Source organism: Stenotrophomonas sp. STEN031 (assembly GCF_056759975.1).
In genome coordinates this window covers 1-22,739 of record NZ_JBRREA010000052.1, presented here as the reverse complement: position 1 = coordinate 22,739, position 22,739 = coordinate 1, and the positions used below count along the sequence as shown (strand labels likewise).

19 protein-coding genes and 1 other RNA gene are annotated in these 22,739 nt (G+C 64.6%); 18 read left to right on the top strand and 2 right to left on the bottom strand.

Annotated elements, in window-relative coordinates; all coding sequences use genetic code 11:
• The first annotated feature begins 45 nt into the window (after positions 1-45).
• Both rnpB and ACVOLQ_RS18010 read left to right on the top strand, forming a co-directional pair.
• Positions 46-396: RNase P RNA component class A (rnpB, locus tag ACVOLQ_RS18015), an RNA gene on the top strand.
• Positions 397-575: 179 nt separating this feature from the next.
• Complete coding sequence (locus ACVOLQ_RS18010) at positions 576-794, top strand: hypothetical protein (protein WP_481528838.1); 219 nt, start codon at positions 576-578, stop codon at positions 792-794.
• Between the two features lie 100 nt (positions 795-894).
• On the opposite strand, the gene ACVOLQ_RS18005 is transcribed toward ACVOLQ_RS18010, so the two are convergent.
• A complete protein-coding gene (locus tag ACVOLQ_RS18005) occupies positions 895-1,671 on the bottom strand; it encodes an NRDE family protein (RefSeq protein WP_481528837.1) in 777 nt (258 codons plus the stop codon).
• Positions 1,672-1,999: 328 nt separating this feature from the next.
• Between ACVOLQ_RS18005 and mraZ the strand changes: the two genes are divergently transcribed.
• The 14 genes from mraZ (at position 2,000) to lpxC (ending at position 18,075) form a co-directional block, all read left to right on the top strand.
• Positions 2,000-2,446: a division/cell wall cluster transcriptional repressor MraZ gene (gene mraZ, locus ACVOLQ_RS18000; RefSeq protein WP_057627453.1), complete on the top strand. Its 447-nt coding sequence runs from the start codon at positions 2,000-2,002 to the stop codon at positions 2,444-2,446.
• 14 nt (positions 2,447-2,460) lie between these two features.
• Positions 2,461-3,429 carry a 16S rRNA (cytosine(1402)-N(4))-methyltransferase RsmH gene (gene rsmH / locus ACVOLQ_RS17995; protein WP_481528843.1) on the top strand — a complete coding sequence of 323 codons (969 nt, stop codon included), beginning with the start codon at positions 2,461-2,463 and terminating at the stop codon, positions 3,427-3,429.
• Positions 3,426-3,689, top strand: a complete 264-nt coding sequence (gene ftsL / locus ACVOLQ_RS17990; RefSeq protein ID WP_057633384.1) for a cell division protein FtsL — start codon at positions 3,426-3,428, stop codon at positions 3,687-3,689. Before rsmH ends, ftsL begins: the two co-directional genes overlap by 4 nt.
• Positions 3,686-5,548, top strand: a complete 1,863-nt coding sequence (locus tag ACVOLQ_RS17985; protein ID WP_313172327.1) for a peptidoglycan D,D-transpeptidase FtsI family protein — start codon at positions 3,686-3,688, stop codon at positions 5,546-5,548. Before ftsL ends, ACVOLQ_RS17985 begins: the two co-directional genes overlap by 4 nt.
• 8 nt (positions 5,549-5,556) lie before the next feature.
• Positions 5,557-7,035, top strand: a complete 1,479-nt coding sequence (locus ACVOLQ_RS17980) for a UDP-N-acetylmuramoyl-L-alanyl-D-glutamate--2,6-diaminopimelate ligase (RefSeq protein ID WP_481528836.1) — start codon at positions 5,557-5,559, stop codon at positions 7,033-7,035.
• On the top strand, positions 7,032-8,414 hold the full coding sequence (locus ACVOLQ_RS17975; protein WP_481528835.1) for a UDP-N-acetylmuramoyl-tripeptide--D-alanyl-D-alanine ligase: 1,383 nt from the start codon (positions 7,032-7,034) through the stop codon (positions 8,412-8,414). The genes ACVOLQ_RS17980 and ACVOLQ_RS17975 overlap by 4 nt, the downstream gene beginning before the upstream one ends.
• Positions 8,404-9,489 carry a phospho-N-acetylmuramoyl-pentapeptide-transferase gene (gene mraY / locus ACVOLQ_RS17970; protein ID WP_282266363.1) on the top strand — a complete coding sequence of 362 codons (1,086 nt, stop codon included), beginning with the start codon at positions 8,404-8,406 and terminating at the stop codon, positions 9,487-9,489. The genes ACVOLQ_RS17975 and mraY overlap by 11 nt, the downstream gene beginning before the upstream one ends.
• Positions 9,489-10,808, top strand: coding sequence for a putative lipid II flippase FtsW (ftsW, locus tag ACVOLQ_RS17965; RefSeq protein ID WP_313172321.1), 1,320 nt, complete (start codon positions 9,489-9,491; stop codon positions 10,806-10,808). The genes mraY and ftsW overlap by 1 nt, the downstream gene beginning before the upstream one ends.
• A complete protein-coding gene (murG, locus tag ACVOLQ_RS17960) occupies positions 10,808-11,905 on the top strand; it encodes an undecaprenyldiphospho-muramoylpentapeptide beta-N-acetylglucosaminyltransferase (protein ID WP_481528834.1) in 1,098 nt (365 codons plus the stop codon). Before ftsW ends, murG begins: the two co-directional genes overlap by 1 nt.
• Positions 11,906-11,948: 43 nt before the next feature.
• Complete coding sequence (gene murC, locus ACVOLQ_RS17955) at positions 11,949-13,385, top strand: UDP-N-acetylmuramate--L-alanine ligase (RefSeq protein ID WP_313172317.1); 1,437 nt, start codon at positions 11,949-11,951, stop codon at positions 13,383-13,385.
• Between the two features lie 91 nt (positions 13,386-13,476).
• Positions 13,477-14,205: a cell division protein FtsQ/DivIB gene (locus ACVOLQ_RS17950; RefSeq protein WP_481528833.1), complete on the top strand. Its 729-nt coding sequence runs from the start codon at positions 13,477-13,479 to the stop codon at positions 14,203-14,205.
• Complete coding sequence (gene ftsA, locus ACVOLQ_RS17945; protein WP_282266374.1) at positions 14,202-15,437, top strand: cell division protein FtsA; 1,236 nt, start codon at positions 14,202-14,204, stop codon at positions 15,435-15,437. The genes ACVOLQ_RS17950 and ftsA overlap by 4 nt, the downstream gene beginning before the upstream one ends.
• 217 nt (positions 15,438-15,654) lie before the next feature.
• Positions 15,655-16,881 (top strand): cell division protein FtsZ, encoded by a 1,227-nt coding sequence (gene ftsZ / locus ACVOLQ_RS17940; protein ID WP_313172313.1) that lies wholly within the window; start codon positions 15,655-15,657, stop codon positions 16,879-16,881.
• A gap of 282 nt (positions 16,882-17,163) precedes the next feature.
• Positions 17,164-18,075 carry a UDP-3-O-acyl-N-acetylglucosamine deacetylase gene (lpxC, locus tag ACVOLQ_RS17935; RefSeq protein ID WP_313172311.1) on the top strand — a complete coding sequence of 304 codons (912 nt, stop codon included), beginning with the start codon at positions 17,164-17,166 and terminating at the stop codon, positions 18,073-18,075.
• 225 nt (positions 18,076-18,300) lie between these two features.
• On the opposite strand, the gene ACVOLQ_RS17930 is transcribed toward lpxC, so the two are convergent.
• On the bottom strand, positions 18,301-18,735 hold the full coding sequence (locus ACVOLQ_RS17930) for a DciA family protein (protein ID WP_313172309.1): 435 nt from the start codon (positions 18,733-18,735) through the stop codon (positions 18,301-18,303).
• A gap of 12 nt (positions 18,736-18,747) precedes the next feature.
• On the opposite strand from ACVOLQ_RS17930, the gene ACVOLQ_RS17925 reads away from it, so the two are divergent.
• Together ACVOLQ_RS17925 and secA are read left to right on the top strand one after the other, a co-directional pair.
• Entirely contained in the window at positions 18,748-19,698 is a 951-nt protein-coding gene (locus ACVOLQ_RS17925) for a peptidoglycan DD-metalloendopeptidase family protein (protein WP_313493136.1), read from the top strand.
• Between the two features lie 180 nt (positions 19,699-19,878).
• Positions 19,879-22,590 (top strand): preprotein translocase subunit SecA, encoded by a 2,712-nt coding sequence (secA, locus tag ACVOLQ_RS17920; RefSeq protein WP_481528832.1) that lies wholly within the window; start codon positions 19,879-19,881, stop codon positions 22,588-22,590.
• Positions 22,591-22,739: the final 149 nt, after the last annotated feature.

The window sequence follows — 22,739 nt, the reverse complement described above, 5'->3', positions numbered from 1 at the left end:
AATGATCGGCCGGTCAGCTGCTGGACGTGCGACAATGCGCGCGGCGGAGTCGGCCAGACAGTCGCGTCATTCCTTCGGGAATGCCGAGGAAAGTCCGGGCTCCACAGGGCAAGGTGCCAGGTAACGCCTGGGCGGCGCGAGCCGACGGAAAGTGCAACAGAAAGATACCGCCGAACGGCCCTCGGGTGCGTGGTAAGGGTGAAATGGTGCGGTAAGAGCGCACCGCGAGTCTGGCAACAGACCGGTACGGCAAACCCCACCTGGAGCAAGACCAAATAGGGACCTAATGGCGTGGCCCGCGTCGGGTCCGGGTAGGTTGCTTGAGCGTTGCGGTGACGTAGCGCCTAGAGGAATGACTGTCCACGACAAAACCCGGCTTATCGGCCGGCTCCGCCGCTTTCATCGCCTGGCGGGCGATGAAAGCCCCAAAGTTTTGCAGCGCAAAACTTTGGGCCCCGGGCCTCTGCCCTCCAATTCCCCGCGCCTGTCGGCGCGCCCCCTTTACTAAAGGGGGCTGTTGCTCTTCGGATTTAGTGCTTGGCTCGCTGCGCATCGTGGTGGGGAGGAGCGTGGCTGTGGCTTTTGCTCTGGTTTCCGCTCCTGCGCTGGCTCTGATTGTGGCTTTTGCTTTTGCTTTTGCTCTGGCTCTTGCTCTTGCTCTTGCTCTGGCGCTGGCTTTGGCTTTGGCGCTGGCTTTTGTTGCGGCTTTGGCTGTTGCTCTTGCCTTGCTGTTTTTTTCCCTTCTCCCGCCTGCGGGGGAAGGTGCCCGAAGGGCGGATGGGGGGAGCTTTTGATCTTGCTTTGGCTGTGGGTCAAAGCCAAAGCCAAAGCCAAAGCCAAAGCCAAAGCACCCCTCCCTAACCCTCCCCTTCGCCGGTGGCGAAAGGGAGGGGACTAGGAGCCAAAGCCTTCTTTCCCAATTTTCATGCGCGTTTCCCCCAGATACACACCATCCGGGCCGAAACGGCGTTCGTGGATGAAGCCGTCGCCACCCTGGCCGATCGCCACGATGGTGCTGGCGCGGGTGCCGTAGTCGGTTCCGCGGATGAAGGCGCTCGATAGCAATCGCTCCAACTCCAGTGGAACGCCGGTAGCCGGTAGTTGTGCGTCCGCTGCCTGTTGCTCATCGGCCAGCGCCAGCCAAAGCGGCTCCAGGTTGTCACTGCCTGCAGCCAGCCAACCCTCAAGCACGCCCATCAGGCGGCGGGTCTTGGGCCAGGGCGCATCCAGGGCGCCGTTGGACATGCCGTGCACACCCGGAGGCAGGTCCTGCCGGGCGGACGGGTGGTTGCCCAGATAACTGCAATTCCCGGCGTCGGCAACCAATAGATTGAAGGGGGCAAACGCTGGCGCCCGGCTGGCCAGGTTGTCGGCATAGTCCTTGGCCCCCTGTCCGCCTGCCAGGTAGCTGGCGATCAGTTCGCCGCGCGAAGGTCCGCCTGTAGCTGCGCCCGGGTCACGCACATTGGTGACCACGGCGGCTTGCCCGCGCAGATTCACCCCCATCCAACTGCCGCTCGAACGCAGGTCGCGGCCGGCAATCACGTTGTCGTGAGGGGGAGGCCAGCGCTGCAAGGGGGCGGTGGGACGGGCGTGGAACTCGTCCCGGTTGCCGGCCATGAACAGGCGCCAGTGCGGGTGGGTTTTCCAGGCGAGGGCGACGAGACACATGCACGGAGTGTGCCGTTTTGCGCGCTTGTCAGCCATCGGCGGCTGAATGGCGGCTGGGCCGTGGCCCGCTTTTCACACGGTCTCTACACCACTGAATTTCATACAAATCTCAAAATTTGAGACGAAACAGTAACTTGTGGATAAACCTTGAACAACTCTCTAAACATTGGCGCAAACCATTGATGCGGCACGTGATTTTGTGCGCGGAAAGTTGTTGACAACCCTAAGGTCGCTGCTAAGGTGGGCATCAGAGGGAAAACCGGGTTTTTTGTGGTTTTTCGTGGTTCAATGACTTCCCAAGCAAAACGAACGAACGGGTGCCTCAGGCGTGTTTCAGGGTGAGACTGCCATCACGGTTGACGACAAGGGACGCATGGCGGTGCCAACCGCCTACCGCGACCTGGTTGCGCGCGCCAGTGGTAATCGCCTTGTGCTGACCTACAACCCGTTCGAAGCCGGTTGCCTGTGGTTGTACTCAGAGCAGGAGTGGGAGCGGGTGCGGGACGACGTAATGGCAAAGCCCAATACCCAGCGTGTAGTACGCACCCTGCAGCAGAAGCTTGTCGGCTCGGCCGCCCATCTGGAACTGGATGGCAATGGCCGTATCAGCCTGCCGTCCAGTCACCGCAGCGCGGTGGGCATCGAGAAGAAAGCAGTGCTGATGGGCATGGGTGAGAAGTTCGAATTGTGGAGCGAGCAAGCGCATCGCGCACTGATCCAGCAGACGTTGTCTGACGAGGATCTGGGCGATGGGCTTCTCGATCTGAAGTTGTGAGCCGGGGTGCCCGGGTGCGCGGTGAAGCGCAGGCCGGTCACCCTCCGGTGTCGCAGCCGCCGGCGGCTCACCTGCCGGTGCTGTACACCCAGGTCCTTGACGGCCTGAGGGTGATCGAAAACGGTACTTATCTGGATGGCACGTTCGGTCGTGGCGGTCACGCTGGCGGCGTGCTGCGCCAGCTCGGCCCGGAAGGGCGCCTGCTGGTGATGGACAAGGATCCCGAGGCCATTGCCGTGGCCGAGCGCGATTTCGCGCCGGACGGCCGTGTCTCGATCTATCGCGGCAGCTTTGCCGATCTGCTGGACTGGAGCGAGACCGCTGCCGGTCTGGATGGCGTTCTGTTCGACCTGGGCGTGTCCTCGCCGCAGCTGGATGTGGCCGAGCGGGGTTTCAGCTTCGGCAAGGATGGCCCGCTGGACATGCGCATGGACCCGGACTCGGGTGAAAGCGCTGCGGATTGGTTGAACCGCGCCGAAGACCGCGAAATCGCCGACGTGCTGTTCACCTATGGCGATGAGCGGCAGAGCCGCCGCATTGCCCGCGCCATCGTTGCCCGACGCGACAAGCAGCCTTTCACCCGTACGGCTGAACTTGCCGAGCTGATCGCCTCGGTGATGCCGCGTGGCAAGGACAAGATCCATCCGGCCACGCGCAGCTTCCAGGCCATCCGCATCCATATCAACCGCGAACTGGCCGACCTTGAAGCCGGTCTGGACGCGGCAATGGCGCGGCTCAAGCCCGGTGGCCGTCTGGCCGTGATCAGCTTCCACTCGCTGGAAGACCGCATCGTCAAGCAGTTCATGAACCGCCATGCCAAGGCGCCGCCGACCAATCGCCGGCTGCCGGAACTGCAGGCTTTCGTGCCGACGCTGGAGCTGATCGGCGGCGCCATCAAGGCCGATGACGACGAGCTGGCGATGAACCCGCGCTCACGCAGCGCCGTGCTGCGCGTGGCGCAGAAGTGCGAGGTGGCCGGATGAGCCGCCTGCTGTTGATCGTCCTGCTCGCGTGCACGATTGCTTCGGCAATCGGCGTGGTGTTCATGCGCCACCGCCACCGCCAGTTGTTCGTCGAACTGTCCAAGCTGGAGCACGCGCGTGACGAACTCAACATCGAGTTCGGCCGCCTGCAGCTGGAACAGGCCACGCTGGCCCAGGCCACGCGCGTGGACCAGGAAGCCCGTGGCCGCCTCGGCATGAAGTTCCCCGAGGCCGCTGACATCGTGGTGATCCGGCCATGAACAAGCCCAGCCGCAACCGTACCCGCACGCAGTTCAACCTGCGTAACCGCATGCTGATGGTTGGCGTGGGGCTGGGTCTGTGTGCGGTGACGCTGGTCGGTCGTGCGGCTTACGTGCAGCTGATCAACAACGATTTCTACCAGCGCGAGGGCGAAGCCCGCTTCCTGCGCGATGTGCCGATCCCGACCTCGCGCGGCATGATCACCGACCGCAATGGCGAGCCGGTGGCGGTGTCCACGCCGGTGGCTTCGATCTGGGTCAATCCGCAGGAACTGCTGCGCGCCCCGGAGCGTATTCCCGAGCTGGCGCGCGCGCTGTCGCTGCCGGTGGACGAGCTGACCACCAAGCTGACCCAGAAGGCCGACAAGGAATTCATGTACCTGCGCCGCCGGATCAATCCGGACGTGGCCGAGCAGGTGGTCGCGCTGAAGATTCCGGGCGTGTTCTCGCAGCGCGAGTTCCGTCGCTATTACCCGCAGGGTGAGGCGATGGCACACGTGCTGGGTTTCACCAATATCGATGATCTCGGCCAGGAAGGCCTGGAGCTGGCCTTCGACGAATGGCTGCGTGGCAAGCCCGGTGCCAAGCGCGTCATCCGCGACCGCAAGGGCGCGATCGTCGAGAGCATCGATCTGGTGCGTCCTGCCGAGCCGGGCAAGGACCTGACCCTGAGCATCGACCGCCGCATCCAGTTCCTGGCGATGCGCGAGTTGCGCAATGCGGTCACCACCAACAAGGCGGCCGGTGGCTCCATCGTGATCATGGACGTGGCCACCGGCGAAGTGATGGCCATGGCCAACCTGCCGACCTACAACCCGAATTCGGTCAGTGGCGCGACCCCGGACACCCGCCGCAACCGCGCGGTCACCGATCTGGTCGAGCCCGGCTCGACGATGAAGCCGCTGACCATTGCCACTGCGTTGCAGAACCATGTGGTCACCCCGGACACGATCATCGATACCAACCCGGGTTATATGTCGCTGGGCCGCTACACCATCCGTGACGTACCGCGTAACAACGGTGTGCTGAATGTCACCGGCGTGATCACCCGCAGCTCGAATATCGGTGCGGCCAAGATCGTGGCGCGCATCCCGGACCAGACCTTCTATGACTCGGTGCGTGGCTTCGGCTACGGCGTCGCCCCGAACAGCGGCTTCCCCGGCGAATCGTCGGGTGTGGTCGCGCGCCCGGGCAGCCCGAGCTGGTATGGCACCACCAAGACCACCATGTCCTACGGCTACGGCTTGTCGGTGACGCCGCTGCAGATCGCCCAGGCGTACTCGGCGCTGGCCAATGGCGGGCAGGTGATCCAGCCGACCTTCATCAAGGGCCAGCGCAACGAAGCGCGCCAGGTCATCGACCCGGAAGTGGCGCGCGAAGTCGTGCGGATGATGGAAACCGTGGTCACCAATGGCGGTGCCAAGCAGGCGGCGATCCTCGGCTATCACGTAGCCGGCAAGACCGGTACCGCGCGCAAAAACGGCCCCAATGGCTACGAACGCGGCCACTACAACCTGCTGTTCGCGGGTGTGGTGCCGGCAACCAACCCGCGCTACGCCGCGGTGATCGTGGTCAACGACCCGCAGGGCTCGCTGCAGTACGGTGGCCTGGTTTCCGCTCCGGTGTTCCATCACGTGATGGAGGGCACGCTGCGCCTTATGGACGTGCCGCCGGACGACATCCAGTCGTGGCTGGCCGCGCAGGCCGCAGGCAAGGTGGGCGGCAAGCCGGGCAGCAGTGCTGCGCCGCTGCCGATTCCGCAGGACCCGGACGAGGCGCCCAATGCCACGGCCGAATTTGATGCCGCACTGCCGACGGCCGTCGCTCCGACGCCTGCCGCCACGGAGGTGCGCCAGTGAGCCACACAATGAAATTGTCACAGCTGCTGCCGGATCTGGTCCTGCCGCAGGACCCGCAGATCGGCGGCCTGGTTCTGGATTCACGGCATGTGCGCGCCGGTGATGCGTTCGTCGCAATCGCCGGCTTTGGCGCGCATGGCCTGGGCTTTGTCGAGCAGGCCAAGGCTGCCGGCGCGGCCGCAATCCTGTTTGATCCGCCGGCTCCGGCGGAGCTGCCGGCACCGGTCGATGCCATCGCCGTGCCCGGTTTGCGTTCGCGCATGGGCGCGATGGCCGACCAGTTCCACGGCCAGCCGTCGCGGGCGATGACCATGGTTGGCGTCACCGGCACCAACGGCAAGACCTCGACCGTGCAGTTGCTTGGTCAGGCCTGGCATCTGCTGGGCAAGCCCAGTGGCTCGATCGGCACGCTGGGTGTTGGCCTGTACGGCGATGTGGTGCCGACCGGCTTCACCACGCCGCTGGTGCTGCAGATGCATGAAGTGCTGGCCCAGCTGCGCGATGGCGGCGCCAAGGCGGTGGCTATGGAAGTCAGCTCGCACGCATTGGACCAGGGCCGCGTTGATGCCGTGCACTACGACGTGGCGGTGTTCACCAACCTCACCCGTGACCATCTTGATTACCACGGCGACATGCAGGCCTATGGCGCGGCCAAGGCCAAGTTGTTCCATCGTCCGGGTCTGAAGGCAGCGGCGATCAATCTGGACGATGCGTTTGGCCGCGAGCTGATCACCACGCTGGCAGCCGACGTGCAGGCGATTGGCCTGAGCTCGACCGGCCAGGCTGGCGCCACCATCCGCGCCGAGAAGCTGGTGCTGGACGGGCAGGGCCTGGGTTTCGATCTGGTCATCGGTGATGAACGCCACGCGCTGCGCTCGCCGCTGCTGGGCCGCTTCAACGTCGACAACCTGTTGGCCGTGGCCGGTGCGCTGCATGGCCTGGGCGAAACCAGCGCCAGCATCGCCAAGGTGCTGGGCCAGCTGCAGCCGATCCGGGGTCGCATGAACCGCCTTGGCGGTCAGGGCGAACCGACCGTGGTCATCGATTACGCGCACACGCCCGACGCGCTGGAACAGGCGCTGCGCAGCCTGCATGGCCATCTGGATGGCCGTCTGCTGTGCGTGTTCGGCTGCGGTGGCGAGCGTGACACCGGCAAGCGCCCGCAGATGGCGGCAATTGCCGAGGAATTGGCCGACGTGGTGTTCGTCACTGACGACAATCCGCGCGGCGAGAATGGCGACGTGATCGTCGCCGACATCATGGCCGGGTTCGTGACGCCTGCGCAGGTGAACGTGGTGCGCGATCGCGCCCGCGCCATCGACGCTGCGGTCGCACAGGCAGGGGCTGGCGACATCGTGTTGATCGCCGGCAAGGGCCATGAGCCCTACCAGGAGATTGCAGGTATCAAACATCCTTTCGATGACACCGATGTGGCATCGCGTGCGCTGCAGGCGCGCCGTTCCGCTGCTGCGGAGGTGCGTCCATGAAGCGCACGCCGTTGTCGCTGATTGCCCATTGGGCCGGTGGCGAAATCCATGGCGACGACGCCAGCATCGATGCGGTCAGCAACGACACGCGTACGCTGGCAGTGGGCAGCCTGTATGTCGCCCTGCGCGGTGAGCGCTTCGACGGCCACGACTTTGCCGCCAACGCGGTCGAGCAGGGCGCAAGCGCCTTGTTGGTGGATCGCCTGTTGCCGCTGGAAGTGCCGCAGATCGTGGTTGCCAACACCGAGCTGGCGCTGGCGAAGATTGCCGCGGCGATGCAGGCGCAGCGCGCTACCCGCGTGTTCGCCATCACCGGCAGCAACGGCAAGACCAGCGTCAAGAACCTGTTGTTGGCTGTGATGCAGCACGCTGCTGCGGTGCTGGGCCAGCATGTCTACGCCACGCCGGGCAATCGCAACAACGAGATCGGCCTGCCGCTGGCGGTGATCGATGCGCCGGAAGATGCCGACTTCGCCATCTATGAGATGGGTACCGGCAAGCCGGGCGATATCGCCTACCTGACCGCCATCGCCGCACCGGACGTGTCCATCGTCAACAATGTCGCCCCGGCGCACCTGGAGCGCATGGGCAGCCTGCTGGAAATCGCCAATACCAAGGCAGCCGTCTACGACGATCTGCGCGATGGCGGTGTTGCGGTGGTCAACGCCGACGACGCGTTCTCTCCCTACTTCGCCTCGCGTGCTGGTGACCATCAGGTGATCCGCTTCGGTCTGGACGTCAGCGCCGACGTCACCGCGACCGGCATCGTGCTGGACGAGGCGGGTTCGCGCTTCCAGCTGCGCACGCCGCAAGGTGATGCCGAGGTCGCGCTGCAGTTGCCGGGTCGGCACAACGTACTGAACGCACTGGCCGCCGCCTCGATGGCACTGGCCGCCGGTATTGCGTTGCCGCTGGTGGTCGAAGGCCTGGCGCAGGCGCGCCCGGTCGCCGGCCGCCAGGTCGCCCACGTGCTGGACAATGGCGCGGTGCTGATCGACGACAGCTATAACGCCAACCCGGGTTCACTGGCTGCGGCGATCACCGCGCTGGCCGCTGGCAAGGGTGAAGGCTGGCTGGTGCTGGGTGATATGCGTGAGCTCGGCCCGGACGCACAGTCGCTGCACGCGCAGGCTGGTCAGCGCGCCCGTGAGGCGGGGCTGAAGCGACTGTATTCGCTGGGTCCGCTGAGCGCAGCGGCATCGGCGGCGTTCGGCGAAGGCGGGCGCCATTTCGACTCCCATGCCGCGCTGGCCGCTGCACTGGAAACCGAACTTCATGTTGGTGTGCGTTGCCTGGTCAAAGGCTCGCGCGGCAGCGCCATGGACAAGATCGTGACCGCGCTGTTGAAGCGCGGCGAGGACACTACACATGTTGCTTGAATTGGCCCGATGGCTACAGCAGTTGGACGGCCTGTTCCGGTTGTTCAACTACATCACCTTCCGCGGCATCCTCGCCGCGCTGACCGCCTTGTCGCTGTCGTTGTGGTTGGGCCCGATGGCGATCCGCCGCCTGGCCCAGCTCAAGGGTGGCCAGCCGATCCGCAAGGATGGCCCACAGTCGCATTTCTCCAAGGCCGGCACGCCGACCATGGGCGGCGGCTTGATCCTGACCACGGTACTGGTGTCGGTGCTGCTGTGGGGTGACCTGCGCAACCGCTATGTGTGGCTGGTGCTGGTGGTGATGCTGTGCTTCGGTGCGATCGGCTGGTACGACGACTGGTTGAAGATCGCCAAGCGCGACCCGAATGGCCTGAAGTCGCGCTGGAAGTACCTGCTGCAGTCTATCTTCGGCCTGGCAGCTGGTCTGTTCCTGTACAAGACCGCGGTGGTGCCGGCCGAATTGACCTTCTACATCCCGATGTTCAAGTCGATCGCCTTGCCGCTGGCGGGCATCAGCTTCGTCGCGATTGCCTACTTCTGGATCGTCGGCTTCTCCAATGCGGTCAACCTGACCGATGGTCTGGACGGTCTGGCGATCATGCCGACGGTGCTGGTGGCCTGTGCGCTGGGCGTGTTCGCCTATGCCTCGGGCAACGCGGTGTTCTCCAGCTACCTGCAGATCCCGCAGATTCCCGGTGCAGGTGAACTGGTCATCATCTGCGCGGCGATTGCCGGTGCAGGCCTGGGCTTCCTCTGGTTCAACACCTATCCGGCCATGGTGTTCATGGGCGACGTCGGCGCGCTGGCGCTGGGCGCGGTGCTCGGCACCATCGCGGTGATCGTGCGCCAGGAACTGGTTCTGGTGATCATGGGCGGTGTGTTCGTGATCGAAACCCTGTCGGTGATGATCCAGGTGGCTTCGTTCAAGCTCACCGGCAAGCGCGTGTTCCGGATGGCGCCGATCCATCACCACTTCGAGCTGAAGGGCTGGCCGGAGCCGCGCGTGATCGTGCGCTTCTGGATCATCTCGGTGGTGCTGGTGCTGATCGGCCTGGCAACCCTCAAGGTGCGCTGATGGACGACTACTCGCGTCAGGCAACCCGGCTTGAAGCCATTGGTGGCAGCTACGACAAGTGGCTGCTCGGCGCCGCCGTGGCGCTGGCTTCGATCGGGATCGTGATGGTGGCTTCCAGCTCCATCGCGCTGACGCAGAGTCCGTTCTACTACCTCACCCGCCACCTGGTCTTCATCGCCATCGGCGTGATCCTCGCCGCGGTGACGATGCGGGTGGAGCTGAAGGAAATCGAGAAGTACAACCAGCTGCTGTTGCTGGGCTGTTTCGCCCTGCTGATCGTGGTGTTCGTGCCGGGCCTGGGCAGCAGCGTCAACGGCGCACAGCGCTGGATCAACTTGGGCTTCTCCAAGTTCCAGACCGTGGAAGCGGTCAAGGTGCTGTACATCGTCTGGTTGTCCAGTTACCTAGTGCGTTTCCGCGACGAGGTCAATGCCACCTGGCAGGCCATGCTCAAGCCGGTCGGCGTGGTCGGCGTGCTGGTCGTGCTGCTGCTGCTGCAGCCTGATTTTGGTTCGTCGATGCTGCTGCTGGGCATCACCACCTGCATGCTGGTGTTGGGTGGTGCGCAGATCAAGCGCATCATCCTGCCGGTGCTGTTGCTGCTGCCGGGCCTGGTCGCGCTGGTGATCTTCGAGCCCTACCGCATGCGCCGTGTCACCTCGTTCATGGATCCGTGGCAGGACCAGCTGGGTTCGGGCTACCAGCTGTCCAATGCGCTGATGGCGATCGGCCGCGGTGAGTGGACCGGCGTGGGTCTGGGCGCATCGATCCAGAAGCTCAACTACCTGCCCGAATCGCATACCGACTTCATCTTCTCTGTGATCGCCGAGGAGCTGGGTTTCCTTGGCGTGTGCGGCATCATCAGCCTGTACGTGCTGCTGGTCGGCCGTGCGTTCTGGCTGGGCCTGCGCTGCATCGAGATGCGCCGCCATTTTGCCGGCTACATCGCCTTCGGCATCGCCCTGTGGATCAGCCTGCAGACCTTCGTCTCGATTGGCGTGAACCTGGGCATGCTGCCGACCAAGGGCCTGACCCTGCCGCTGATTTCTTCCGGTGGCTCCAGTGTGATGATGACCTGCGTGGCAATGGGCCTGCTGCTGCGCGTGTCCTACGAATACAACCGTGCGGTGCGCCGCCAGGAAGTGCGCGAGGACCTCGAGGGCGCCGAACTGGATGTGGTCGAAGTGCGTGATGCCGCACCGGCCGAGCCGCGCATGGACACCGCCACCGCGGTTGCCGCAGCAGCGCAGAGCAGTGCCGCACGTGGCACCAGCCGCATGCAGCAGCGCGTCGAGCCGACCTTCGGGAGGATCGCGTAATGGCCTTGGCGAACAGCAACAAGGACCTGCGTCCGGTGATGATCATGGCCGGTGGTACCGGTGGCCATATCTTCCCGGGCCTGGCCGTGGCCAAGGTGCTGCGCGAGCGCGGCATCCCGGTTACCTGGCTGGGTGCAGACGGCGCGATGGAAACCCGTCTGGTGCCGCAGCACGACATCCACGTCGATACGCTGGCCATCTCCGGCCTGCGCGGCAAGGGCAAACTGGCCTTGCTGGGCGCGCCGATCCGGGTGATGCGCGCGATCCGTAGTGCCGGCTATGTGCTGCGTGATCGCAAGCCGCGCGCAGTGGTCGCCTTTGGTGGCTTCGCCTCTGGCCCCGGTGGCATGGCCGCGCGCCTGCTTGGCCTGCCGCTGCTGGTGCACGAACAGAACCGCGCGCCGGGCATGACCAACCGCATCCTGTCGCGCTTTGCGCGCCGTGTCCTGTCCGGTTTCCCGGGCAGCTTCGCCGGTGGCAAGGAAGAAGTGGTTGGCAACCCGGTACGTGCCGAGATCGCCGCATTGCCGGCGCCGGAGCAGCGTCTGGCCGGTCGCAGTGGGCCGATGCGGGTGCTGGTGCTGGGCGGTAGCCAGGGCGCCCGCGCTTTGAACAACGCCATGCCCAAGGCGCTGGCTGCGCTCGCAGGCAACGTTGTCATCGAGGTCTGGCACCAGTGCGGCGAGAAGCTGCACGAAGAAGCGCTGCAGGCCTACCGCGCTGCAGGCGTTGAAGGTCGCGTCGACATGTTCATCAAGGACATGGCCGCCGCCTACAGCTGGGCCGATCTGGTGGTGTGCCGTTCCGGCGCTTCGACCCTGGCCGAATTGTGCGCGGTCGGTATCGGCAGCGTGCTGGTGCCGTTCGCCGCTGCGGTCGACGACCACCAGACCCGCAATGCCGAATATCTGGTCGAGCGCGGTGCCGCCGAACTGCTCAAGCAGGACGACGCATTGGCAACCAACCTGGAAGGCGTGCTGCGCACGCTGGCAAACAATCCCGGCCACCGCATGCAGATGGCGCAAGCCGCGCGTGGGTTGGCCAAGGTCGATGCGGCCGAACGCATCGCAGACATCATTCTTGAGGAAGCAGCATGAACACGGCACCGCGCACCCGCGCCAGCCACACCGGAGGCCAGGCATGATCCGCCGCCTCAACGACACCACCGACCTGGTTCGCGCGTTCCCGCGCGTGCATTTCGTCGGCATCGGCGGCACCGGCATGAGTGGCATCGCCGAAGTGATGCTGACCCTGGGTTATGAAGTCTCCGGTTCCGACAACGCCGACAACGCAGCCACCCGTCGACTGGCGCGGCTGGGCGCGCGCGTCATGCGCGGCCATTCCGCGGCCAACGTGCTGGGCACCGATTGCATCGTGGTTTCCAGTGCCATCCGCGAAGACAACCCCGAGCTGATGGAGGCGCGCAGCCAGCGCATTCCGATCATGCCGCGCGCGGCGATGCTGGCCGAGCTGATGCGCTTCCGTCGCGGCATCGCCGTCGCCGGTACCCACGGCAAGACCACCACCACCTCGTTGACCGCTGCCATCCTGAGCGAAGGCAAGCTGGACCCGACCTTCGTGATCGGCGGCCAGCTGCTGGCGGCCGGTGCCAATGCCAAGCTTGGCGGTGGCCAGTGGCTGGTGGCCGAGGCCGATGAAAGCGACGGCAGCTTCCTGCGCCTGAACCCGCTGGTGGCGGTGATCACCAACATCGACGCCGACCATCTTGAGAACTACGGCAACGACTTCGCCCGTGTGCAGGCAGCGTTCGCCGAGTTCCTGCAGCGCCTGCCGTTCTACGGTCTGGCGGTGCTGTGCATCGATGATCCGGAAGTGGCTGCGCTGGCCGCCAAGACCCCACGTCACGTGATGAGCTACGGCCTGAGCAGCAATGCCGACGTACGCGCCGAAGACGTGGTGCAGGATGGTCCGCGCATGCGCTTCACCCTGCGCCTGCCGGAAGGCACCAGCGTGCCGGTCACGCTGGCACTGCCGGGCAAGCACAACGTGCTCAATGCGCTGGCCGCTGCTGCGGTTGCCTGGCAGTTGGGCGTGTCGCCGGAAGACATCGCCACCGCGCTGGAGAAGTTCGAAGGCGTTGGTCGTCGCTTCAACGATCTTGGCGAAGTCACCACCCACAAGGGCGCCAAGGTGCGCGTGATCGACGACTACGGTCACCACCCACGTGAGCTGGAAGCGGTGTTCGCCGCTGCCCGTGGCGGCTGGCCGGACAAGCGCCTGGTGGTGGCTTTCCAGCCGCACCGTTACAGCCGTACCCGCGATCAGTTCGATGCGTTCGCTGCCGTGTTGTCGGAAGTGGACGCACTGGTGCTGAGCGAAGTCTATCCGGCCGGCGAAGCGCCGATTCCCGGTGCCGATTCCAAGTCGTTGGCACGTGCCATCCGCGCGCGCGGCCGCAGTGAGCCGGTGGTGGTGGGGCATGCCGCCGACCTGGGCTCGGTGCTGCCGGACGTACTGCAGGACGGCGATCTGCTGCTGATGATGGGCGCCGGCGACATCGGTGCCGTTGCCCAGCAGGTGATCACCGAGGGCTTCAAGGAGAGCAAGGGCGAATGATGTTTGCCGCGCTGCTGCTGCGCCGTACCCACGCAACCGCGATGCGGGCTGCGACGGCTGCCTGCGGCCGCGCTGCAGGGGAGGGCGCGCGATGAATGCCCTCCTGCGCATGCTTGCCTGGCTGCTGGCCATCGCCTTGGTGGTGTTGCCGGTCGTGGCCGTGGTCAACGGTTGGGTCGGTGCCGAACGCTGGCCGCTGGCCAAGCTGCGCGTGCACGGCGAGTTCAAGCGGGTGCCGGCGGAAGAACTGCAAAAGACCTTGCTGCCCTATGCACGCTCCGGCTTCTTCGCAGTGAAGTTGCAGGACGCGCAGGCGGCAGTGGAAAAGCTGCCGTGGGTGGAAAGCGCGCAGGTCCGCAAGCAGTGGCCGGATGTGCTGGAGGTGAGCATCGTCGAGCACCGTCCGTTTGCACGCTGGGGTAAGGACCGCCTGCTGTCCGAGCAGGGGCGCTTGTTCGCGGTGCCGCACGGTCTGGAGAACGCGCCGCTGCCCGAACTCGATGGCCCCGATGGCATGACCACCGAAGTGGTGGAGCTGTACAACGATTCGCGCGCACTGTTCGCACCGGCCGGTGTAGACGTACGCAAAGTCGCGATGGACGCGCGCGGCAGCTGGTCGCTGGCACTGGACAACGGCACCGAAGTGGTCATCGGCCGCAACGATGCACGCTCGCGCCTGGGTCGCTTCGTGCGCGTGTTGCCGCAGCTGACCCGTACCCAGGTGCCGATCGTACGCGCCGACCTTCGCTATACCAATGGATTCACGCTGAGCTGGGGAACCCCGCCGCCGGCAACAAAGCAGACGCAGGACAGGACATGAACCGCAAGGGAGACAAATCACTGATCGTTGGCCTGGATATCGGCACCTCCAAGGTGGTGGCGTTGGTCGGCGAGTATTCGCCGGGCAGCCCGATCGAGGTCATCGGCATCGGCTCTCACGAATCGCGCGGCCTCAAGCGCGGCGTGGTGGTGGACATCGAATCCACCGTGCAGTCGATCCAGCGCGCCATCGAGGAAGCCGAGCTGATGGCCGGCTGCGAGATCCGTTCGGTGTATGCCTCGATCTCCGGCAACCACGTGCAGTGCCGCAATTCGCAGGGCATCACCCCGATCCGCGAAGGCGAGGTGAGCTGGGGCGACCTGGACCGCGTGCTGGAGGCGGCCAAAGCCGTCGCCATTCCCGCCGACCAGAAGATCCTGCATGCGATCCCACGCGAGTACGTGCTGGACGATTCGCAGGAAGGCATCCGCAATCCGGTTGGCATGACCGGCGTGCGCCTGGAAGTGCACGCCCACCTGGTCGTGTGTGCGCAGTCGGCCGCCGCCAACGTCAGCAAGTGCGTGCAGCGCTGCGGTTTGCAGGTGGACGACCTGGTGCTGTCCTCGCTGGCTTCCAGCGTGGCAGTGCTGACTGCCGACGAGCGCGAGCTCGGCGTGGTGATGGTCGACATCGGCGCCGGCACCACCGATATCGCGGTGTTCGTGCAGGGCGCGATCTGCCACACCGCCTCGCTGCCGATTGCCGGTGACCACGTCACCAACGACATTGCCCACATGCTGCGCACGCCGACCCCGGAAGCGGAGCAGATCAAGGTGCGTTACGCCTGCGCGTTGGCGCAGATGGCGACCGCCGAGGAAAGCATTCAGGTGCCGTCGGTCGGCGACCGTCCGCCGCGTCGCATGCCGCGTCATTCGCTGGCGCAGGCGGTGCAGGGGCGTTACGAGGAAATCTTCGAGATGGTGCAGGCCGAACTGCGCCGCTCGGGCTTCGAGGAAATGGTGCGTGCCGGCCTGGTGCTCAGCGGCGGCGCCTCGAAGATGGAAGGTGTGGTCGAGCTGGCCGAGGAAATGCTGCAGATGCCGGTACGTGTGGGCATTCCGCAGCACGTCACCGGCCTGGGCGAAGTGGTCGGCAATCCGGTGCATGCCACCGGCGTGGGCCTGCTGCTGATGGGCAGCCAGATCGAACACCCGCGCCGCCCGTCGCTGCCCACCGGGCGCGCCGGCAGCATGTTCAACAAATTGAAGAATTGGTTCCGCGGCGAGTTCTGAGCGCGGCACCGGTGGCAGGGCAGTGAGGCAGTCAGAACGACAAGCAGTAAGGCAAGACGAAGTGCAGTAACGCAGTCATTGAAGCAAGCAACAACCACCGTGCAGGGGCAACCCGAAGCGGTACACCTAAAACAACTCGCCGGTGCGGGCGGGCGCAGAAGGAGAAGGATTCTTCCCGGATGCCCGAACCAATCACGGCAATAGAGAGGACATGGACATGGCGCATTTCGAACTGATTGAAAAGATGGCACCGAACGCGGTGATCAAGGTCGTTGGCGTGGGCGGCGGCGGTGGTAACGCCGTGGCGCACATGGTCAACAGCAGCGTGGATGGCGTGGAATTCATCACCGCCAACACCGACTCGCAGGCCATCAAGAATTGTGGCGCCAAGCTGCAGCTGCAGCTGGGTACCAACGTAACCAAGGGTCTGGGCGCAGGCGCCAACCCGGAAGTCGGCCGCCAGGCCGCACTGGAAGACCGTGAGCGCATCATGGACGCCCTGCAGGGCGCGGACATGGTGTTCATCACCGCCGGCATGGGCGGCGGCACCGGTACCGGTGCTGCACCGGTGGTGGCACAGCTGGCCAAGGAAATGGGCATCCTGACCGTGGCCGTGGTCACCAAGCCGTTCCCGTTCGAAGGCCGTCGCCGCATGCAGGTGGCGCTGAAGGGCATCGAGGAGCTGAGCCAGCACGTCGATTCGCTGATCACCATCCCGAACGAAAAGCTGATCACCGTACTCGGCCGCAATGCCACCATGGTGCAGGCCTTCCGTGCTGCCAATGACGTGCTGCAGGGCGCCGTGCAGGGCATCGCCGATCTGATCGTGCGTCCGGGCCTGATCAACGTCGACTTCGCCGACGTGCGCACCGTGATGTCGGAAATGGGCCTGGCGATGATGGGCACCGGCACCGCGCGTGGTGATGACCGCGCCCAGGCCGCTGCCGAAGCCGCGATCCAGAACCCGCTGCTGGACGACGTGAACCTGGCCGGCGCCAATGGCGTGCTGGTCAACATCAGCGCTGGCACCGATATCACCATGAGCGAGTTCGACGAAATCGGCCGCACCGTGCATGCCTTCGCTTCGGAAGACGCTACCGTGGTGATCGGCACCGTGATCGATCCGGATCTGGGTGACGAGATCAAGGTGACCGTGGTGGCTACCGGCCTGAACCGTGCCGTTGCCAAGAACGCACAGCGTCCGGGCGAGCGCGGCCCGATCAAGCTGGTGCGCAACGCCACCACCGGCCAGGCCGAGTTCGACGAGTACGAGAGCCCGGCCGATGCCGTGGCCAAGGCCGTGGGTCACACCATGGGCATGGGCCTGCGTCGTCCGAGCTCGGACACCGTGTCTGCTTCCACCGCGTCGGCGTCGCCGGCGGCTGCAGAGCTGCCGAATGACTACCTGGACATCCCGGCGTTCCTGCGCCGCCAGGCCGACTGATGCGGTAGCAGGGGCCATCCAGGCCCGATCAGCGCTTGCGCCGGCAACGGCGCCGCGGGTCGGACTGGTCGGCCTCTGGATGCAGAGCTGATACGTCGGGGCTGTCCACCCCGATGGAAAGACCATGTCCTTTATCGCCGGGCCAAGGCCGGCCCGGCGATATTTTCGGTACTGGACGGCAGCTGACGGGCGGTTTTTGCACCGCGAAGGGCGCGTGTTAACGCGTGTTATTCTTGTTTGTCCCCCTGGCTGCGCCTGCGCGGCCCCTCCGGCCTTACACACATGATCCAGCAACGCACTCTCAAGAACACGATCCGCGCCACCGGCGTCGGCCTGCACAGCGGTGACAAGGTCTATATGACCCTGCGCCCGGCACCGGTCGACCATGGCATCGTGTTCCGACGGGTGGACCTGGATCCGGTGGTGGAAGTCCCGGCCCGTGCCGATCTGGTCACCGAAGTCACCCTGTGCACCGGTTTGACCTGTGAAGGCGCCAAGATCCAGACCGTCGAACACCTGATGTCGGCCCTGGCCGGTCTCGGCGTGGACAACGTCATCGTCGAACTGTCCTCGGCCGAACTGCCGATCATGGACGGTTCGTCGGGTCCGTTCGTGTTCCTGCTGCAGTCGGCGGGCATCGTCGAGCAGGGCGCGGCCAAGCGTTTCCTGCGCATCCTCAAGACGGTGGAAGTGCGCGACGGCGACAAGATCGCCCGGTTCGAGCCGTACGAGGGTTACAAGCTGGGTTTCACCATCCAGTTCGACCACCCGATGATCCCGGCCAAGCAATCGCGGGTGGAGATCGAGTTCTCCTCTGCGGCCTATATCAAGGAAATCTCGCGCGCCCGTACCTTCGGTTTCATGCGTGACCTCGAATACATGCGTGAGCGCAACCTGGGCCTGGGCGGCTCGATGGACAATGCCATCGTGCTCGACGAGTTCCGCGTATTGAATGATGACGGCCTGCGCTACACCGACGAATTCGTCCGCCACAAGATCCTGGACGCCATCGGTGACCTGTACCTGGCCGGCGGCCAGGTGCTCGGTGCCTATGAGGGTTTCAAGTCCGGCCACGCGCTCAACAATAAGCTGGTGCGTGCCTTGCTGGCTGACCAGAGTGCCTGGGAATGGGCCAGTTACGACTCGCCGGTGGCAGCGGAGCCGGTGCTGTACGGCGTCCCGGCCTACGCCTAAGTTAAATATTGGTCAGGTCGTAAGAGACACGGCCTTCACAAACTACGACTAGTCCTAATTGTCGTCATTGTGTGAACCCGATCCGGGTTCCAGTCTGAATTTAACTATTAATTAACAAAAGACTAACTCCTTCGCTGCATTCCGCGGCTAGGATTCCTGCTGCCTCCAATCCGGCCCGCAAGACGGCCAGGTGGAGACCGGGGCCGATCAGGTTCCCGGTGGCCTTCAGGATTTTGTGGATTTCACATCCTGCAGGGCTGCCAAGGCGTCGCGCAGTCCTTTATGCGTGGCTTGGCTTACTGCGGTACTGCGTTGGTCGTTACGCACTGGGGAGTGCGCGGACGCGGTCGCAGTCTTGACGGTCACCCGGGTGGCCTTCAGCCCGATGGATCGGGCCGCGTCGAGCAACTGGTCTTCGGCAAGCCTCACTTTGGCGTGCCACACCGGTGATTCGACGAGAAAAACGAGGTGTTCGCCGTCCACATTGGCCAACCGGCAACGGTTAGCCAGCGCCGGCGGCAAATGGGGGCGCAATTGCCGGTCCATCGCATCGAGCCACAGGGCCCGGCGCAGCGGATTTCCTGCTTTGTCCGCCATTGCCGCTTCCAGCGCCTGTTTGGGCGCGGAACGGGAACGAACACTGGATTTCGGCTCTGACATAAGAATTCTTCAATGACATTTAAAAAGATCGTAATCAAAACGCGTGAACAGAAGGCCAAGACGCCGTTATCACGTGTTCAGATGTTCTTCGAGGATCGTCCTCAAGCCCTGTTGGGTAGCGTACTTGGCCTGGGTTGCCTGATGGGTGTGGCGTTGAGCTTCGCCATCGGCATGGCCGGCGACGCGGCGCTGCAGTCCAAGGTCGACCACCAGCAGCAGGAACTGGCCAAGGTCCGCGCCGACGCGCAGACCCAGGTCAATGCGCTGGCTGCCCGTCTCGGCGAGCTGCAGGCGCAGGCCACCCGGCTCAACGCGCTGGGTGAGCGCCTGACCCAGATGGGCAAACTGGAAGACGGCGAGTTCGACTTCCAGGAAACCCCGGGTATGGGTGAAGGCGAGCCCGGCCCGACCCAGGATATCCCGGTCAGCGCGGTAAACAGCGACTTACAGGTGCTGGAGCAGCGGTTTGCTGCTTCAGGCAAGCAGTTGTCGGTGATGGAATCGCTGCTGTTCGACCACCAGCTCGAACAGAACGCCGTGCCCTCGCGCATGCCGATCCGCAACACCTACATCACTTCCAGCTTCGGCGGCCGTGCTGACCCGTTCGGCCGCGGCGTGGGCAACCACAAGGGCATGGACTTCCACGCCCGTGTCGGCGACCCGGTGCTGGCCGTGGCTGACGGCGTGGTCAGCTTCTCCGGGGTGAAGGGCGGTTACGGCAACGTGGTCGAGATCGACCATGGCAACGGCTACAAGACCCTGTACGCACATAATTCGCGCCTGACCGTGCGTGAGGGCGGGCTGGTACGCGCCGGCCAGGAAGTGGCCAAGGCTGGTTCCACCGGCCGCTCCACCGGTGCCCACGTGCATTTCGAGGTGTGGCAGAACGGCGTGGTGATGAACCCGCGCAAATTCCTCGGCGAGGGTGGTAACACCCCGGTTGGCCGTCTCAGCCGTGGCTGATCGGGAGCAACAGGTCAGCTCAGGCTGACTTGTTGCGGGGAGCTTGAAACCCAAGCGTCCGCCCCAAGCTACAATAGGCGTTGCCATCGACAGGGCGCATTGCGCCCTGTTTCGTTTGTGACCGGTGAACCCAGGGGGTGAGCCAGGTCGCACGGCATTTCATTCAAACCGGTTCCTTCAATGATCAACAGCCTGCTTACCCGCGTTTTTGGCAGCCGTAACGAGCGCCAGCTTCGCCAGCTCAACCGTATCGTCGCCAAGATCAATGCCTTGGAACCGGAGATGCAGAAGCTCTCCGATGACCAGCTGAAGGCCAAGACCCCCGAGTTCCGTGAGCGCATCGCCGCCGGCGAAGCCCTGGACAAGGTGCTGCCGGAAGCCTTTGCGGTCTGCCGCGAAGCCTCCAGGCGTGTGCTGGGCATGCGTCATTACGACGTCCAGCTGATCGGCGGCATGGTCCTGCATCTGGGCAAGATCGCCGAAATGCGTACCGGTGAAGGCAAGACCCTGGTGGCTACGCTGCCGGTCTACCTCAACGCGCTGGAAGGCAAGGGCGTCCACGTGGTCACGGTCAACGACTACCTGGCCCGTCGCGACGCTGCGCAGATGGGCAAGCTCTACAACTGGCTGGGCCTGAGTGTCGGCGTGGTCTATCCGGGCATGCCGCACAGCGACAAGCGCGAAGCCTACGGCAGCGACATCACCTACGGCACCAACAACGAATTCGGCTTCGATTACCTGCGTGACAACATGGCGCTGACCCGCGCCGACCGTTACCAGCGGGGCCTGCATTACGCCATCGTCGACGAAGTCGACTCCATCCTGATCGATGAAGCGCGTACCCCGCTGATCATCTCCGGTCCGGCCGATGATTCCCCCGAGCTGTATATCCGTGTCAACCGCGTGGTGCCGGGCCTGATCAAGCAGGAGGTCGAGGACGGCGAGGGCGACTATTGGGTCGATGAGAAGGGCAAGCAGGTGTTCCTGTCCGAAGCGGGCATGGAGCACGCCGAAGAGCTGCTGCGCGAAGCCGGCATCATCGGCGCGGACAACGACAACGGCCTGTACGCCGCGCAGAACCTGACCGTCGTCCACCACCTCAACGCCGCCCTGCGTGCGCACGCCATCTACCAGCGTGACGTGGACTACATCGTGCGCGATGGCGAAGTGGTCATCGTCGACGAATTCACCGGCCGTACCCTGGCCGGCCGCCGCTGGTCCGACGGCCTGCACCAGGCGGTGGAAGCGAAGGAAGGCGTGCCGGTCCAGCGTGAGAACCAGACGCTGGCCAGCATCACCTTCCAGAACCTGTTCCGCATGTACAAGAAGCTGTCCGGCATGACCGGTACGGCCGATACCGAAGCGTTCGAGTTCCAGAGCATCTACGGCCTGGAAGTGTTGGTCATCCCGACCAACAAGCCGACCGTGCGCAAGGATTACCCGGACCAGGTGTTCCTCAACCGCAAGGGCAAGTTCAACGCGGTGCTGGCGGACATCGAGGAATGCGCCAAGCGCGGCCAGCCGGTGCTGGTGGGTACCACCTCGATCGAAACCTCGGAAATGCTGTCCGAGCACCTGCGCAAGGCGGGCGTGAAGCACGAAGTGCTCAACGCCAAGCAGCATGATCGCGAAGCGACCATCGTCGCCAATGCTGGCCGTCCGGGCTCGGTCACCATCGCCACCAACATGGCCGGCCGTGGTACCGACATCGTGCTCGGCGGCTCGCTGGAAACCGAACTGCACGAGCTGGGTGAGGACATCAGCGAGGAGCAGAAGGCCGCAGTGAAGGCGGCATGGCAGGAACGTCACGAAGCCGTCAAGGCGGCTGGCGGCCTGCACATCGTCGGCACCGAGCGCCACGAATCGCGTCGTATCGACAACCAGCTGCGCGGCCGTTCCGGCCGTCAGGGTGACCCGGGTTCGTCCCGTTTCTACCTGTCGCTGGAAGACAACCTGATGCGCATCTTCGCCTCTGACTGGGTGCAGAAGGCGATGCGCATGATGGGCATGAAGGAAGACGACGTCATCGAAGACCGCATGGTCAGCCGGCAGATCGAGAAGGCACAGCGCAAGGTTGAAGCGCACAACTTCGACATCCGCAAGAACCTGCTCGACTTCGACGACGTCAACAACGACCAGCGCAAGGTGATCTACGGCCAGCGCGATGAGCTGCTGGACGCCGAGTCGGTGAAGGAAAACATCGACGGCATCCGTGGCGACGTGATCTATGACCTGGTCTCCCGTTTCGTGCCGCCGAACTCGGTGGACGAACAGTGGGACCTGCAGGGCCTGCAGGCCACGCTGGAAGGCGAGTTCGGCGTGGACATGGACGTGGTTGGCCTGGTCAAGGCGCACGAGGAACTGGACGCCGAGGCGATCGTGCAGAAGGTCATCGACCGCATGGACGAGCACTTCGCGCAGAAGGAAGCAGCGGTTGGTGCCGAGACCATGCGCGCACTGGAAAAGCACGTGATGCTGACCGTGCTCGACCAGAGCTGGAAGGAGCACCTGGCCCGCATGGATTACCTGCGCCAGGGCATCTACCTGCGCGGTTATGCGCAGAAGCAGCCCAAGCAGGAATACAAGAAGGAAGCCTTCGAGCTGTTCTCGGAAATGCTGGAGAACGTCAAGCGCGAAGTGATCACCATGCTGTCGCGTGTGCGCGTGCGCAGCGAGGAAGAAGTACTGGCGATGGAGCAGCTGGAGCGCCAGCAGGCCGAAGCACGTCTGCAGATGTCGCAGTTCCAGCACCAGGACAACGGCGGCTACAGTGCCGACGAGGAAGCGGCGGACGTGCTCGACGAGGCCAACGCGCCCAAGGTCGGCCGCAACGACCCCTGTCCGTGCGGAAGTGGCAAGAAGTACAAGCACTGCCACGGCCAACTGAACTGATGAAAAGCCCCGCGATTGCGGGGCTTTTTTTTCGGCATTTGCCCTGTGGTGGCCCGCCCGCACATGCGCCGGGGGCGCGCGGCGCTGGCCGGCCGGCCGGGGGGGGGGCCGAACCGCCGCGGCGGGGTTGGGGGGCCGGGGGGCGGCGC